The sequence below is a fragment of the Gluconobacter wancherniae NBRC 103581 genome (genome assembly GCF_007988885.1).
GTDB lineage: Bacteria > Pseudomonadota > Alphaproteobacteria > Acetobacterales > Acetobacteraceae > Gluconobacter > Gluconobacter wancherniae.
Genome location: NZ_BJUZ01000001.1, coordinates 113,319 through 128,669, shown reverse-complemented (window position 1 = coordinate 128,669; position 15,351 = coordinate 113,319). Strand labels below are relative to the sequence as shown.

The following is a 15,351-nucleotide window of genomic DNA, read 5'->3' as shown; positions in this document are numbered from 1 at the left end:
ACGAAAAAAACATTCTCCATTTTCGCTATGCTCAACATGAGAAAAATAATAGATGGTATTTTTAATAATTATATAAATTTTACTATATGTCGCATTATTGCGACACATTATCATGCAAAATAGCTTATGAAATAGAATAAAAGGGGAATATATTTTACATTATTACCAATGGAACTTTTCCAGACCTAAATTTTTGGATCTCAACCTTCATCCTGATCGACAGGAGGCTGCTGGAGCATAGAGAGCCCCGAGATACACAAAAGAAGAATGACGCCCCCTAAAGCCATGCCAATCCAGTCTTCTATAAATGAGGTCGGGCGTGGCATCATTCCTAAATAGAGAATAATGTTCGCCAACAGAATATTCAGCCACGCGGTCCTGCCTGAAACAGTGGCATGAAGGCCTGGCAGGCACCCACATTTTAAGTCACGACGACCACGAGCAATATTAACAATCATTGCCCCAGCGAAAATTGCCAGAAGCCCCGCAGCCATGACAGCCGCCCCCACTTTCTTGACACCCATCACAAGCCAGAGCCCGACAATAATCTCGAGTAGAACCAAAAGAAAGGTAACCAGCCATGCCAAATGAGCAGGCACCACCCTGTAGGCACCTACCGCTGCCACAGCACGCTTGAGATTGAACAGACGGTATCCGGCCGAGAACAGAAACAGCGTGGCGAACGCACCACTCACCATAGCGCTCAGAAGCGGCAGGAGAAGTTCGGTCATAATGCATCGTCCCTTTTAGAACGGCGCACGTGACAGAGCCTGCGCCAGACACTTTTACGGATCCCAATGATGAACCCAAACCATAAAGGCTGCAAACCATGCTGGAGCAGCTTCGGGCTCCGGCAGCTCAACAACCTGCCCCCTTTCCAGGGAGCCTTCGCTCAATGTTACGAATCGTTCACCCAGAGGGCCGAACAAGATGTTTGTGTCTCTATTTTAAACGATTTTCTATAGGATAATCTCGTTGAAATTATTGAATTTATCCGCAGAAAACTGGGGGCATTACTAATTTATTACAAATAATATATGTGCTGATTATGCAACAATAATTACAATTCCATCATGTTTCGCAATAAGCGAATTGCCTTGAATAAGTCGTTATGTGACCGTTCTGAAGAGCAATGAAACGGTAGATTGTCTGGGGTTATATAATTGAGATCGCTGCGCACCTGTGTAACCGGCCCCAAGGTCGGTTACACAGGCCTGTAGGCCTGCACGCAAAATGCACAGCACTCTCAAGTATTAATTTCACCGAACTAAATCGTTTTAGTTAAAACATTATGTATCGAGGAGGGTTTGCATGAAGCGTTCATCACGTTTTCGAAACGGGGTGCTGCTGTCGACAAGTCTGGCAGCAGGCTGGCTTGCGATTGAACCAATGAGTGCTTTCGCTCAGAGCGCTACTTCCTCGACTACCACTGACAGCAAGTCTTCTCACGCCCGCAAGCGCCCAGTGAAGCGTGTGAGTCAGCCGGTAGCTACGAGCGGACATTCAGTAACCACAACATCACCCACGACGCCAGCAGCACAGGTAACCACACAGAACCGTAAAGTTCTGAGTGCGGCGACTGTCGAACCTACTGCGCAGCCTGAAAGCATCGTTGTTACGGGCACACTCTTTCGTGACCCCAACATGAAGAGCGCCTCGCCGATCACACACATCACGGCGGCAGACCTGCAACAACGCGGTATTCATAACGTCACCGACGCCCTTCAGCTACTGTCTTCAAACGGTGCTGGAAACCTGACCAACGCATGGTCGGCGGGCGGTGGCTTTGCCGCAGGCGCGTCTGCTCCTTCCCTGAGAGGCCTGAGCACCGACTCAACCCTCGTATTAATGGACGGCCAGCGCCTTTCCTATTACCCACTTGCGGATGACGGCGAACGCAATTTCGTTGATACGAACTGGTTCCCTTCTTCCATCATGCAGTCGGTCGACGTTCTGCAGGATGGCGGCTCTGCAACATACGGCGCTGATGCTGTAGCGGGTGTTGTTAACTACGTAACCCGCAAGGAAATCAAGGGCTTCGAGGGAAACGCGGAAGGCGGCCTTTCACAGCGCGGAGATGCTGGTCACCAGAAGCTCTACGCAACGTATGGTTTCGGCGACCTTCACCGCGATGGCTACAACGTCTATATCAACTCTGAATACCAGCAGGACGATTCACTTTATTATCGCCAGGTACAGGCCCCATATAACAATGGTGACTTGACCAGCATTGGCGGCAGTAACGGAAACTATAATATCCTGAATAACGGTACTATTCAGAACTTTACAGCGACGCCATATGCTATCGCTCGCCCCGTAAGCAACACAACTGGAACACCAAGCGGCGCCTATCAGCTCATCAATCAGGGCGTAGGCTGCGGTTCACTTGGAGGTGTCGTAACCGGATCCGTCAATGCGACGGATAATGGCAAGTCACAGACCTGCACGCAGAATTCTCAGAGCTACGGACAGATCTCTCCATCGCTACGACGGATCAACGCTACAATTCATGGTACGGTAAACGTATCTGACCAGTCCCAGCTTGTAGCAATGTTCAACTATTCTCAGGTTCTTTCCGAGACCACAGGAACCCCTGCATCAATCAGGGCTTACTCGCAATCACGTGCTGCCAGCACTCTGACCAGCTACCTGCCTGTACTGCTGCCCAACGGCCAGCTGAACCCGAATAACCCCTTCGCAGCTCAGGGCGAAGAGGCACAGGTTATCGGCACAATGCCGAACCTGCTGCAGCACACAAGCGAGTTCAGCCAGAACTTCCGTGGTTCGGTGCGCTATAGTGGCTTCCTAAACTCTAACTGGGGCTCTGACTGGAACTACGACGTCAACTTCGTAGGCATGCAGACCTCTCTGAATCAGACAATCACCGGCGTCCCCACAATTTCCGGCCTTAAAGCCGCGATTGCAAATGGCACATATGACTTCGTAAATCCTGAAGATACCCCCCAGTCCGTCCTGAACTCGATTGCGCCCAAAAACTCCATCACAGCACGCTCCCGCGAATATTCCGGCGAAGCAACGCTGAGCAAGGGTCTTTTCAAGCTTCCAGGCGGCATGGCCCGTCTGGCCATTGGTGGCAATATTCGTAACGAATACATCAATGACCCGAACGCCAATCCATACGATTTGAACAACCCTGACGCACAGTACACAGGCTCGATCAACCCGGTCAGCGCCTATGGTCATCGCTGGGTCGAATCTGGCTTCTTCGAAGTCAATGCTCCAATCGTCAAGATGCTGGACGCCAACGTTTCTGGTCGTTATGACCATTATTCGGAAGGTTTCAGTCACTTTTCGCCAAAAGTCGGCGTGCAGTTCAAGCCGCTCGACCAGCTGACACTGCGTGGCACTTTCTCCAAAGGCTTCCGCGTCCCCAGCTTCGCAGAAACCGGCGGCACCACGATCGGCTATACGCCTTTCTCCGTCACGAACACCGCATGGCTTGCTGAGCATCAGAATGCAAACGGGACGCCTAACAGCTACGCCCAGACTTACTATCTAGGCCTACAAAATACCGGCAATCCTAACCTTCGCCCAGAAACATCCACCAACTTCTCTGCTGGTCCCGTTTTCACGCCTACAAAATGGCTCACGATCAGCGCGACTTATTACTATATTCGCAAGAATAACTACATTACGCCGAATACAAACGGCTATGGCACATGGGCAAATAACTGGGTCAACGCTTATATGACGGGTGGAGCAGCAGCAGCAGCAGCTTCTCTCCCTGCAAACGTGGGCATTATCGCCAACCCGGTCGATACCCAGAACCCGAGTGGCGCTCCACAGCCTGGTATTATTGAAGCTGGCTATATCAACGCCAACAAAATGTATACTGATGGCTTTGATCTGGCGCTTGATGCAAACACGAGCCTTCCAGGAATACTGCACAATATTCATCTGTACAGTAAGGGTCAGGCTACATACGTTCGCCGATTCAATCTGGTCAATTCAGATGGCTCCGTATATCATTACGCCGGAACACTTGGTCCGTATCAGGCAGTGTCCTCTTCTGGAACACCGCGCTGGCGCGCAAACTGGTCCAATACCTTCACCTGGAAGAAAATCTCCGTTACGCCGACGGTATATTATACCTCTGGCTACAAGAACGTTGCTGAAGATTACACAGGTTCCAACTCACGCTTCAGCTGCTCTAACGCAATCTCTAACAGCAACTTCGTTCCTTTCAGCTGCCATACCAAGGCTTTCTGGGACGTCGACCTGACACTCAACTATGCCTTCAACAAGCGTTGGTCCGCTTATGCCAACGTCTACAACCTGCTCGGCTTCCGGGCGCCGTATGATTTCGGTACCTATTCGGGCTACAACTATAACTCCTCATGGGCGCAGCAGGGCGTTGTCCTTCGCTCCTTCCAATTTGGTGTAGTCGGCGGCTTCTAATTCGCCAATCGAGTTCTTTTTCCTGCTGGAAAGAGGCCCGACAAAATCAGACCGCACAGCAAAACACCCACCGGAATATTCTGGTGGGTGTTTTTGTATTCAATGTAATCAAAACTAAAGCGTCATGCGGACGTGCTAACCAGAACAGCCCATCCGCACATGACACATTAAAGAGTCTGGACATCTCGGCGGAGAGCAGGCAAACATTAATTTTGATAATCATTCTCAAATAGCCATTCCCGGATTTTTACAACCGTGCCACTTCCCAGCTTCGCCACCCATATCTGATGGCGCCACCTTTTCCCCTGCCCAGACGGGCAGCCCCTTCGCGTAAATGGTTCCTGCGGGCAGGCATAGCCATCGCGCTCGGCTGGATGTGTGCACATTTAATTGTTGCAGGTTCACCGTCCTGGGCAGCAGAAAGTGGGCATGAGGCCGTCATTCTGGGGCAGATGATGGCTGTTCTTTCATTCCCGGTGGTGGTGCTCCTTGCGTTCGGATTAAAATCAAAAGAACTGGGGATTATTCTGGGTATCTGCGCCTGTATAATTGCAGCTCTTGCCGGACTGGTACATTCCTAATGCAGGATTCATTACGAGCCCGCATGGGGTGGCTTCACGGATGGCTGGGCTTCATGGTTGGCCTGATCCTTGTCTGTATTTTCATGACAGGCACCCTCGCCGTCTTTGACCGTGAATTCACACAATGGATGGAGCCCGAAATTTCGCCGGACGTCCCTGCATTCGATCCGATCTCTCTCGATAAACTGCGTCCCGCCATTCTGACTCTTCAACAGAAGGGCGAAAACCCGGTTCTGGATCTGCCATCAACGCGAGATCCGTATCTACGGCTGATCCACTTTGATGGCATGGAGTTCGTTGAGGACACTTTCAATCCATCAACCGGGCTGCCTCTACATGCCAGACAGACTGCGGGAGGAACCTTCTTCTTCGATCTACACGCGAACATGCGCTACGGAGTGACAGGCGTTATGGTGATCATGCTGGCAGGCCTTTGCCTGCTGGTCATCCTGCTGTCTGGAATCATCATTCATATGCGCAAGATCTTCACTGATCTGCTGCTTGTTCGTCCATTTGCTCCGCGCCTTCGTGCGTGGATGGATGTTCATGTTCTCGCTGGGGTCCCGTTTCTTCCGTTTGCGCTTTTCATGGCATATTCCGGAACGGTTATTCATTCTCGGGCTATCCTGCCCGCCGTCTCATATACAAGCTGCATCAGCGCGCTTTTTGAGCCCGCCAAACCTCAGAAACCCACGCAACCACCCGAGCTCCCCAAGCCCAAAAACCGGCATGCGCCCTTTAAAAACCCACCACCTCCCCTCACCTCTCTTACGCAGATCTTCAAAGACGCCAGTCATACATTGGGGGAAGGACAGGCAGGCCGCCTATTATTCAATAACAAGAAAATCTTCGTAACCCGCAGAGATTCATCTGGGCCGGAACTCACAGAGGAATATGTGACGTTCGACCGCATTGATGGGCATTTCCTGTCATATGTTTCCCATACGGGAATCGTTGCGAGAACAAACCAGATCATGCGTGGACTGCATTTTGCGCGCTGGGCGGGAACGGAAATGCGCTGGCTGTATTTTATGGCTGGGCTTTCCGGCGTCGTCATGATGGGAAGCGGGCTCGTCCTTTTCCTGATCAAGCGGCGCGAAACTTCAAAAAATCTGCTGATGTTCCGATTGGGAGAAGGACTAGCAATTGCAACACTTACGGGGCTTCCTCTGGCCGTTTTGTCATATCTCTGGGCGAACCGAATTCTTCCTGAAACTCTTCCCGCCAGAGCGATTGCGGAAGCACATATATTTGGTGCCGTCTGGGGCATGGCAGCTCTCTGCGGCCTATGCTTCAGCCTATTCAGACGTTCTGTTGTAGCCTGGAAAATAAATATTTGGGCATTTTCCATTATAAGCGCGGGAATACTGCCACTTGATATCCTTACACGCCCGTCTTTTACGCCCTTTCACACACCAACAGCTTTCGCCGCTGTGGATATGATAGCGCTGCTGTTGGCGTTTCTGTCTTTTCAGGGGGCGCGACGTCTGTGATATTTTTTATATCTATATTTTTATGGATCTGCAGCCTGACACTTCAGGCCATGAGCAATCCGAAGTTGCTTCATTGTGCTCGATTTGATCGCAACATCGCCCCCAGAGGAAGCATGGTGATCAGGTTCGGCGCACCTTTTATCGCGCTGATGCTGTGTGTTTACAGTCGCGCTTCAACCGCATTGCCCCAATGGGTCGGAACATTTTCCTTGGCAGCAATAATCGTTGCAGTGGGTTGGGCGATCATGGCCCGTCGGAGAAGCCTCAACCGCCCACCACTAAGAGCGACACGCTCAGAACACGCCTGAGACGCATCGCAACTTCATGGTATCAGACGCTTGCAGGAAGCGTTTTCATGTCAATCACAAAGCGATATTTAACGTCAGAACGCAGCATACGCTCATACGCTGTTTCAATCTGATCCATAGGGATCATTTCGATATCGGATGTAATCCCTTTTTCTCCGCAGAAATCGAGCATTTCCTGTGTCTCGGCAATGCCGCCGATCAAAGAACCACTGAAATTCCGACGCTTCATGATGAGACTGAAGACTGAGACCGGCATAGGCGCTTCAGGCGCACCGACCTGAACCAGCGTTCCGTCACGCTTCAGAAGTTCAAGATAAGCGTTGATGTCGTGATTGGCGGCAACCGCATCCAGGATGAAATCAAACCGTCCACGCTCTTTCGCCATTGCCTCCGGGTCCTTGGACAGCACAACTTCATGCGCACCCAGCCGGAGACCATCTTCAACCTTGCTTGCGGACGTCGTGAACAGAACGACTTCTGCTCCGAACGCGCGCGCAAACTTGACGCCCATATGGCCCAGCCCGCCAAGACCAACGATACCCACACGCTGCCCCGGGCCCACTTTCCAGTGGCGGAGTGGAGACCACGTTGTGATGCCCGCGCACAGCAATGGCGCAACAGCCGCCAGATCAAGATTTTCCGGCACTTTCAAAACAAAATCCTGATCGACGACGATGGCGCCGGAATATCCGCCAAGCGTGTTGCCACGGCCATGACGATCCTGCCCGTTATAGGTCCCGACCAGCCCCTCTTCGCAAAACTGCTCAAGCCCGTCTTTGCAGCTCGCACACTGGCGGCAGGAATCCACCATGCAGCCTACGCCGACCAGATCGCCCACCTTGAAGCGGGAAACATCAGAGCCGATTTCTGCAACCGTTCCGACGATTTCATGACCTGGAACGCATGGGTATACAGTACCACCCCACTCATTGCGGGCCTGATGGAGATCAGAATGACAGACGCCACAATACCGAATGTCTATCCGCACATCTGCCGGTCCCGTTTCCCTTCTCTCAAACGAGAAAGGATGAAGAGGTGTGTCTGATGATGAAGCGGCAAAACCTACACAAGAAAACATGTATCTTCTCCGTTTGCTGAAGTTAGGAATTCTGAGATGGTGCACCCGCTACGGCACCCGCGCGATACGCACTCTGCCTGTCGATCATCCAGCCAGGATATTCAGCAGGCAAAACACTGACGGCATCAAGTCTGGACAGTTCGTCCGCTGACAATACAATTCCAACCGACGCGATATTATCCTGAAGCTGCTCCGTCCGTTTTGCACCGGCGATAACACTCGTGACAACTTTCTGATGCAACAGCCACGCCAGAGCAATCTGCGCCACACTACAGCCATGAACTGTGGCAATCGGCCGCATGGCATCAATCACATCAAACGCACGATCCCTGTTGACTGGCGGGAAATCGAAGCGCGCACGACGCCCGTCTCCGGAGCTCGATGCTCCATCGCGATTGTACTTCCCGGAAAGCAACCCTCCTGCCAGAGGGCTCCAGACCATTAAGCCGACCTGTTCAGAAGTAAGAAGCGGAACAATCTCACGCTCAATATCGCGCCCTGCAATGGTGTAATACGCTTGCAGGGACCTGATTGGCGCGAGATTTTTGCGTTCTGAAATGCCAAGCGCTTTCGCAATATGCCAGGCAGCCCAGTTTGAAACCCCGATGTAACGCACGTCGCCACTACGAACCAGAATGTCCAGTGCTTCCATGGTTTCTTCTATCGGCGTCAGGGGATCAAAGCCGTGGATCTGATAGAGATCAATATGCTCGATCTGCAACCGCTTCAGGCTTGCCCTTGCTTGCGCGAGAATATGCGCCCTGGAAGCGCCCCGTGCGTTCGGCCCGCTTCCCATGGGTCCCAGAACCTTTGTAGCGATCACCACATCATCACGTGCAACACCCAGATTGCGCAGGGCTTGCCCCGTGATTTCCTCGGAATGTCCGGCCGCATAAACATTAGCCGTGTCAATGAAGTTGATACCTGCATCCAAAGCAACACGCAGCAATTCGTCTGCCTGTTGCTGTTGAAGGCTACCGATCTGACCCCAGATGCCATCGCTGCCACCAAACGTCATCGTACCGAGGCACAGTTCAGACACCAAAAGGCCAGTCTGGCCTAAAGGATTATATTTCATGGAACACTCCCGCTCAGCATGCCTCCATAATGAAGCTCAGCGCAGGTATGCTGATAGAAAGATACGCTCGCCTTTTTGCACTATCCGATCAAAGCTCACCTTTTGTCTTGTCGTATCAGGCGCCTGAGCCGTAAGCGGAAAGAGGAGAAATACGATGCTGACATCCATCACCACCCTTCGCGACATCATCGCAGAGCATGCCCATGAAGCAGACACGCAAACCGCCATACCCGGCCTGCACTTCTTCCGCTCTACGACGCCCACAATGCCCATCAACTGCATCTATGAACCCAGGCTGTGCATTATTGTGCAGGGACGCAAGGAAATCGTGCTTGGAACGCATGTATTCACATATGACGCTGAAAAATATCTGATCGCCACTGTCGACCTTCCCGTTTTGGGAGGTGTGACACAGGCATCTCCCGAGAAGCCCTATCTGTCGCTCAGCCTGGCTCTTGATCCATCGAAAATCGCATCGTTGCTTCTGGAGATGCCGAAACCGGGCAACTTTCTGAGCAATTCACCGGGCCTTGCTGTCAGCACCCTTACGACAGACCTGCTCCATCCCGTCAGTCGGCTGGCAGATCTTTTGAATACACCGCAGGACATTCCTGTCATGGGACCGCTCATCGAACGCGAAATCCTCTATCGCCTGCTGAATGGCGCTCAGGGAGGTATACTGCGCCAGATTGCGACGGCAGACAGCTATATCGCGCAGGTGAGCCAGGCCATTGCATGGATCCGCAAACATTACGCAGAGAACTTTGATATCGACACGTTATCGCGCGTTGCGGGAATGAGCGCCCCATCCTTTCACCGCCACTTCAGAGCCGTGACCATGATGAGTCCGATCCAGTACAGAACCCGCATCCGACTTCAGGAAGCACGCAAGCTGATGGTCGCCGATGGAAAGGATGCAGGAGAAGCCGGCTACACCGTGGGCTATGAAAGCCCGTCACAGTTCAGCCGGGAATATCGCAGGATGTTCGGAACACCACCTGCACGAGATACTGCCCGCATGCGACAGGCAGATCCTTTAGGGCAGTCACTCTTGGCCGAAGTCTCGTGATCAGAAAGTAGGCGGTGTACACGCACTGATGAGTTCACAAGGCTCCTCACTGATACATCGAAACCGGTGCGGGTTGCGGCTGTCAAAATAATAGGCATCCCCCGGACCGAGGATTGTCATCTGATCGCCAACAGTGACTTCCACCCGGCCTGAAATGATAATCCCTCCTTCCTCGCCCTGATGGGCATAAGGAGCGCTGCCGGTATCAGAGCCTGGAGCATAGTGCTCACGAAGGATCTGCAAGCTGCGTCCTGTAAGATTAGCGCCAATCTGAAGGAACGAAAGACCCCCGCTACCGATCTGCGTCAGTTCATGGGCACGATAGAAAAAGCGGTCTTCCTGATGCTCCGACAGACTGAAGAACTCTCCCAAAGTGATGGGAATACCGTCTAGAATACGCTTGAGCGTTCCGATGGACGGGTTCATGTCTTCTGATTCGATAAGTGAAATAGTGGAATTCGTCACACCCGTACGTTTGGCGAGTTCACGTTGGGACAAATTATGCGCTGTCCGTACGAAACGTAGCCTTGTCCCAAGATCCATTAATGTTCACCCCCAGAATGTTACGCAACCGGAGTATGTCACGTCATTCTGGAAAGAAAACCGGAAATTGTATTTTTTGTAGGCTCTGCATGTTTTTTCTATTTTCAGGTATGCATTTAAAATAGAGGCTCAACCGGGGCATTGGCGCCCATGCATATGAGGTTAGAGCCGAAACCATAATATCGAAGCAGAACCATCATGATACCCGCCTGATATTTTCATATTTAACGAAAATATACTTTCATACCATAGGCACCTGATCGTTCAGAAAACTATGCAATCGCAATATGAGAGTTCGCCCCAACGACATATACCATCGGCGGAACAGCCAGAATCGCCCCCGATCAGGCTGAGCGTAAACCCGACGATACCGCCGCAGAACAGTTCAGCCGTATGAAGCATGCCCGGACGATCAGCCGTCCTTGCGTGATGATGAAAGCGGACGGGGCCGGACAAACAGTTCCCGCCCCTTGAGCATGCCATGCCAGTAGAGCACAGGCATGATGTACTTTTTGAGCCACCAGGCCAGACGCGTCGGTCGCGTTCCCCTCATAAGCCAGAGAGGCATTGTGGGCGCAAGTTTGCCACCATAGCTGAACTCGGCCAGCACAATGCGGCCATTTTCAACCGTCAGCGGGCACGCACCATATCCGTCATACCCTGCTACAGGCGGTTCGTGCCTGAGAGCCGCCAAAACATTCACAGCAACCACAGGAGCCTGCACGCGCGCAGCAGCGGCGGTTTTGGCATTTGACGTTCCTGCCACGTCGCCAACAGCAAACACTTCCGGGTATTGGACGTGCTGCAAGGTTTCCGGATTGACCGCAACAAAGCCATCTGGACCTGCCAGAGCACTCTCACGCACGACCTTTGGTGCCTTCTGGGGCGGCACAACATGAAGCATGTCAAACTTGCGCTCGACGCGGATCGTACGATCCCCATCCTGGTAGTCGAAGCTGGCAATTCGGTTGGAGCCATCAACAGCCACAAGCTTTGAGCCAAGCTTGAGTTCCGCACCATATTTGCGCACATACTCCATGAGTGCCGGCACAAATTCCTTGACCCCGAAAAGACTGGGCGTAGCGGTATTAAACTCGACGGAAATACGATCCAGCGCCCCCCTTTTGCGCCATTTATCGCACGATAAATACATGGCTTTCTGCGGCGCGCCCGCACATTTGATCGGCATGGGCGGCTGCGTAAAAATAGCAGTCCCGCTCTTCATCTTGCTGACAAGTTTCCATGTATACGGCGCCAGATCGTAGCGATAATTGGACGTCACGCCGTTCTGGCCAAGCGTTTCTTCAAGGCCGGGAATAGCGCTCCAGTCCAGAGCAATACCCGTGGCCACCACCAGCGCCCCATACGACAGAACAGCACCATCATCCAGACTGACTTCGTGTGCGTCCGGGGCAAAGGAGGTCACATGGTTCCGAAGCCAGGTCACATCCTTTGGCATCAGGTTCGCTTCTGCCCGCAACGTCTGCTCAGGCTTGAATATCCCGGCGCCAACAAGTGTCCAGCCGGGTTGGTAGAAATGTTCCTCCGAAGGTTCCACAACAGCGATCGACAGAGATGGATCACGCTTGAGAAGGCTTGAAGCCACAGAGAGGCCACCAGCCCCACCGCCCACGATCACAACTTGGAAAAAGCGGCTGCCCGTTGAATTGTCATGTCGCGTGGATGGCTGAACGGTGAGGCGCTCCCCCAGTACCGTCAGATCCACCCCCGCCTGATGACCGATCTCCAGCAGTTCTTCCGCGGGACGAACACCAGCCTTGGCCAATGCCCAAATCTGCGCGGCTCTCGTGCCCGAGCGACAATACCCCAGAACAGACCCATGCATACGATCCAGAGCAAGCCGCATCTCACGGACCTGAGCATCATCGGGTAGTGTGCCGCTCCGCACTGGAATATAGGCGAAATCGATACCCTCAGCCTGCGCCGCGTTTGCAATCTCCTGCGCGAGGGGCTGCCCCGGCTCTTCGCCGTCTGGCCTGAGGCAGATAATCCCACTGTAACCAGCGACCTTAAAGACAGGAACGTCCTCGACAGAAATCTGGGAGGAAACGGCGTAACTGTCAGTCAGGGAACGATGGGCCATGTGGGATTTTTCTCCAGCAGGAAAGATTAGATACGCAGGGCAGGCCTCAGAGGCGATTTACGGGGATCTTGATGTAGCTCACCCCATCGCCTTCGGGCTCCGGCATATGGCCACCCCGCATATTGACCTGCACGGAAGGCAGGATAAGCCTGGGCATGGATAGCGTTGAATCACGGGATGTCCGCATCTCCACGAAGTCATCTTCCGTTACCCCGTCATGCACGTGAATATTCAGCGCGCGCTCGGCTGCAACGGTTGTTAGCCAGGCATACTCATCCCGACCCGGGGCCTTGTAATCGTGACACAGGAACAGACGCGTCTGTGGCGGCAGGGACAGAAGGCGGCGGATGGATTTGAACAGGCGGCGCGCATCCCCACCGGGAAAATCTGCACGTGCTGTTCCAAAGTCCGGCATGAAGATCGTATCACCGACAAAAGCCGCATTCCCGATGACGAACGCCAGATCCGCTGGCGTGTGACCGGGAACATGCAAAACGGTGACAGGCAGTTCTCCTATGGAAAATTTATCGTCGTCATGGAAAAGGTGATCAAACTGTGAGCCGTCACGGGCAAAGCGCGTTCCAGCATTGAAAATCTTGCCAAAAACTTCCTGTACGCGAATAATATCGGCGCCTATGGCAAGCTTTCCTCCCAGTTTCTCTTGCAGCCAGGGGGCTGCGGACAGATGATCCGCATGAGCGTGGGTTTCAAGCTGCCAGTCAACGCTCAGGCCTTCAGCCACGACATAATCAACGATGGCCTGCGCAGAAGCAAAAGACGTCCGGCCTGCCGCCGCCTCATAATCGAGCACGCTATCAATGATCGCAGCATGCTTGGTGACAGGGCAATGCACGACATGACTTGCAGTATTTGTCGCCTCGTCGAAAAACGTGCAGATAACAGGGGCAGGCGCCTGCCCTTCTTCCACACGGCGGATCTGGGCGCTTGCAGTCTCGATGGCGGCGTCAGTCATGACGTTTACCTCTGGGATTTCGTGCTTTTACAGCATACTTATTATGCTTTAATTTAATTATTAAACTATGTTACGTCAAGGTTTCAGGTTCGGCCCAGAAGATACGCATGACTGATCTTACCTTTCAGGACACTTCATTCCCCCCGCCCCGCATCGGAGACGAGGCACCGGATTTCCGGGCCCGGACCACGCAGGGTGACTTCACGCTAAGCGAACTGCGAGGGCGATGGGTGATGTTGTTTGCCCATCCGGCAGACTTCACCCCTGTCTGCACCAGTGAGTTCATCGCACTGGCACGCTCGGAGGAAGAGTTCCGGGAGATGAACTGCGTTCTGCTGGGCCTGTCGGTCGACAGTCTCCCGGCGCATCTCGCATGGGTAGAGGCCATCCGATCCCGTTTCGGTATCCGCATCCCTTTCCCGATCATCGAAGATCCTTCAATGATCGTCTCTCGCGCTTATGGGATGCTGGATCATGCCGCACAGGACAGCGCGACCGTCCGCGCAGTTCTTGTCATCGATCCGTCGGGATTTATCCGCGCCTCCCTCAATTATCCTGCAAGCGTGGGGCGATCAGTTTCCGAACTGCTGCGCCTGCTTGCAGCTCTTCAGGAGGTGGACCGCAATAATGTCCTGACTCCCGAGGGCTGGTCTCCCGGAAATGACACGATCAAACCACCCGTCCAGACACAGGACGATGTGGCCGAGGCCGGCCCGGCGTGGTTCCTCCGCACGACCTCAGAGCGCTCGTCATGACTATCCTGACGATTGACGAAAGCCGTGCTCTCGCGGAATGGCTTCGCCTCCTCGCGCAGCCCCAACGCCTCATGATCCTCTCTCTTCTTCTGGATGGCAGCCATGCCGTCAGCGAGATTGAAGCCGTAACAGGCATCGGCCAGCCCACATTGAGCCAACATCTCGGGACGCTGCGCCGCGCCGGGCTAATTGAATCCCGCCGAGAATCCCGCACAATTCATTACGGCCTGGCGGAAACAACCCATGCTGCGCGCGCACGCGCACTAATCCTGATGATGCGTAATGGCGCGGAGATCCCTCATACCCCGTCGCCCCCTGCTCCTGAGCGCCCCCGCAGACCAGCGGAAGGCGCAAGGTTTGCACAATTACTACCCAGAACTCCTCGTCATTAGGCCCAAAGGAAAAGCCTGCAGAATATTTTCCTATAATATGCAGCCCTAGAATACCTCGATGGAAACTCACTCGGGGTCAGATGCGCTTTTATTTGCGAGGAGAGACACAATGACCAAAATTCCTGTTATTCTGGCACTTGCTTCCCTTGCTTTTGATACAACGGCATACGCTGCAACACGAGAAGAACAAACGGCAGCATGCAAAGGCGATGCTATCCGTTACTGCGCTTTCTACATCCCAAATGAAGACAAGATATCCGCCTGCATGAAGAAGAACATCGACAGGCTTTCTCCCCGCTGCCGCGCCATGTTCCAGCCAGCGCCAACAGCGAAAAAACCTGAAACTGCCAAGAAAAACCCTAAAGGCTGAGTTTCAACAATACAGCCTTCAGGCAGTCTGTCCGTGTAGTCCGCTGCCTTTTTTCGTGCATTTCGTAGTCTTTTAGGAGGGCGTCGATCTTCTTATTTTCGAAGCCTCATGAAGGCCTGAGGAAGAACTGACCGCATGTCCGGAAAAACTCTCTGCCCTCGCCGAAGCAGAGTGTCTTTTCACCTGAT

Annotated in this window: 14 protein-coding genes; 8 read left to right on the top strand and 6 right to left on the bottom strand. The window is 53.1% G+C overall.

Features of this window, described 5'->3' with window-relative positions; translation table 11 throughout:
- Positions 1–200: 200 nt before the first annotated feature.
- A complete protein-coding gene (locus GWA01_RS00590) occupies positions 201–731 on the bottom strand; it encodes a MauE/DoxX family redox-associated membrane protein (RefSeq protein WP_146793006.1) in 531 nt (176 codons plus the stop codon).
- Positions 732–1,311: 580 nt separating this feature from the next.
- On the opposite strand from GWA01_RS00590, the gene GWA01_RS00585 reads away from it, so the two are divergent.
- The 4 genes from GWA01_RS00585 (at position 1,312) to GWA01_RS00570 (ending at position 6,801) form a co-directional block, all read left to right on the top strand.
- Positions 1,312–4,419, top strand: a complete 3,108-nt coding sequence (locus tag GWA01_RS00585; protein WP_186819411.1) for a TonB-dependent receptor plug domain-containing protein — start codon at positions 1,312–1,314, stop codon at positions 4,417–4,419.
- Between the two features lie 287 nt (positions 4,420–4,706).
- On the top strand, positions 4,707–5,000 hold the full coding sequence (locus GWA01_RS00580) for a hypothetical protein (RefSeq protein ID WP_146793004.1): 294 nt from the start codon (positions 4,707–4,709) through the stop codon (positions 4,998–5,000).
- A complete protein-coding gene (locus tag GWA01_RS00575) occupies positions 5,000–6,493 on the top strand; it encodes a PepSY-associated TM helix domain-containing protein (protein WP_146793002.1) in 1,494 nt (497 codons plus the stop codon). Before GWA01_RS00580 ends, GWA01_RS00575 begins: the two co-directional genes overlap by 1 nt.
- Before the next feature lie 50 nt (positions 6,494–6,543).
- Complete coding sequence (locus GWA01_RS00570) at positions 6,544–6,801, top strand: hypothetical protein (protein ID WP_146793000.1); 258 nt, start codon at positions 6,544–6,546, stop codon at positions 6,799–6,801.
- A gap of 22 nt (positions 6,802–6,823) precedes the next feature.
- Here GWA01_RS00570 and GWA01_RS00565 read toward each other — a convergent pair whose 3' ends face one another.
- Positions 6,824–7,879 (bottom strand): NAD(P)-dependent alcohol dehydrogenase, encoded by a 1,056-nt coding sequence (locus tag GWA01_RS00565; RefSeq protein ID WP_146792998.1) that lies wholly within the window; start codon positions 7,877–7,879, stop codon positions 6,824–6,826.
- 22 nt (positions 7,880–7,901) lie between these two features.
- Positions 7,902–8,957 (bottom strand): aldo/keto reductase, encoded by a 1,056-nt coding sequence (locus GWA01_RS00560; RefSeq protein ID WP_146792996.1) that lies wholly within the window; start codon positions 8,955–8,957, stop codon positions 7,902–7,904.
- Between the two features lie 154 nt (positions 8,958–9,111).
- On the opposite strand from GWA01_RS00560, the gene GWA01_RS00555 reads away from it, so the two are divergent.
- On the top strand, positions 9,112–10,026 hold the full coding sequence (locus GWA01_RS00555; protein ID WP_146792994.1) for an AraC family transcriptional regulator: 915 nt from the start codon (positions 9,112–9,114) through the stop codon (positions 10,024–10,026).
- Here the strand turns inward: GWA01_RS00555 and GWA01_RS00550 are convergent, their stop codons facing one another.
- The 3 genes from GWA01_RS00550 to GWA01_RS00540 form a co-directional block, all read right to left on the bottom strand.
- Complete coding sequence (locus GWA01_RS00550) at positions 10,027–10,569, bottom strand: cupin domain-containing protein (protein WP_146792992.1); 543 nt, start codon at positions 10,567–10,569, stop codon at positions 10,027–10,029.
- A 412-nt stretch (positions 10,570–10,981) separates the two neighbouring features.
- Positions 10,982–12,673, bottom strand: coding sequence for a bifunctional protein tyrosine phosphatase family protein/NAD(P)/FAD-dependent oxidoreductase (locus GWA01_RS00545; RefSeq protein WP_146792990.1), 1,692 nt, complete (start codon positions 12,671–12,673; stop codon positions 10,982–10,984).
- 46 nt (positions 12,674–12,719) lie between these two features.
- On the bottom strand, positions 12,720–13,646 hold the full coding sequence (locus GWA01_RS00540; RefSeq protein WP_146792988.1) for an MBL fold metallo-hydrolase: 927 nt from the start codon (positions 13,644–13,646) through the stop codon (positions 12,720–12,722).
- A 107-nt stretch (positions 13,647–13,753) separates the two neighbouring features.
- Here GWA01_RS00540 and GWA01_RS00535 point away from each other — a divergent pair, with 107 nt between their 5' ends.
- The 3 genes from GWA01_RS00535 to GWA01_RS00525 all read left to right on the top strand — a co-directional run bounded on the left by GWA01_RS00535 (position 13,754) and on the right by GWA01_RS00525 (position 15,163).
- A complete protein-coding gene (locus GWA01_RS00535) occupies positions 13,754–14,401 on the top strand; it encodes a peroxiredoxin (protein ID WP_146792986.1) in 648 nt (215 codons plus the stop codon).
- Positions 14,398–14,793 carry an ArsR/SmtB family transcription factor gene (locus GWA01_RS00530; protein ID WP_146792984.1) on the top strand — a complete coding sequence of 132 codons (396 nt, stop codon included), beginning with the start codon at positions 14,398–14,400 and terminating at the stop codon, positions 14,791–14,793. The genes GWA01_RS00535 and GWA01_RS00530 overlap by 4 nt, the downstream gene beginning before the upstream one ends.
- Positions 14,794–14,902: 109 nt before the next feature.
- Positions 14,903–15,163: a hypothetical protein gene (locus GWA01_RS00525; protein WP_146792982.1), complete on the top strand. Its 261-nt coding sequence runs from the start codon at positions 14,903–14,905 to the stop codon at positions 15,161–15,163.
- The last annotated feature ends 188 nt before the right edge of the window (positions 15,164–15,351 follow it).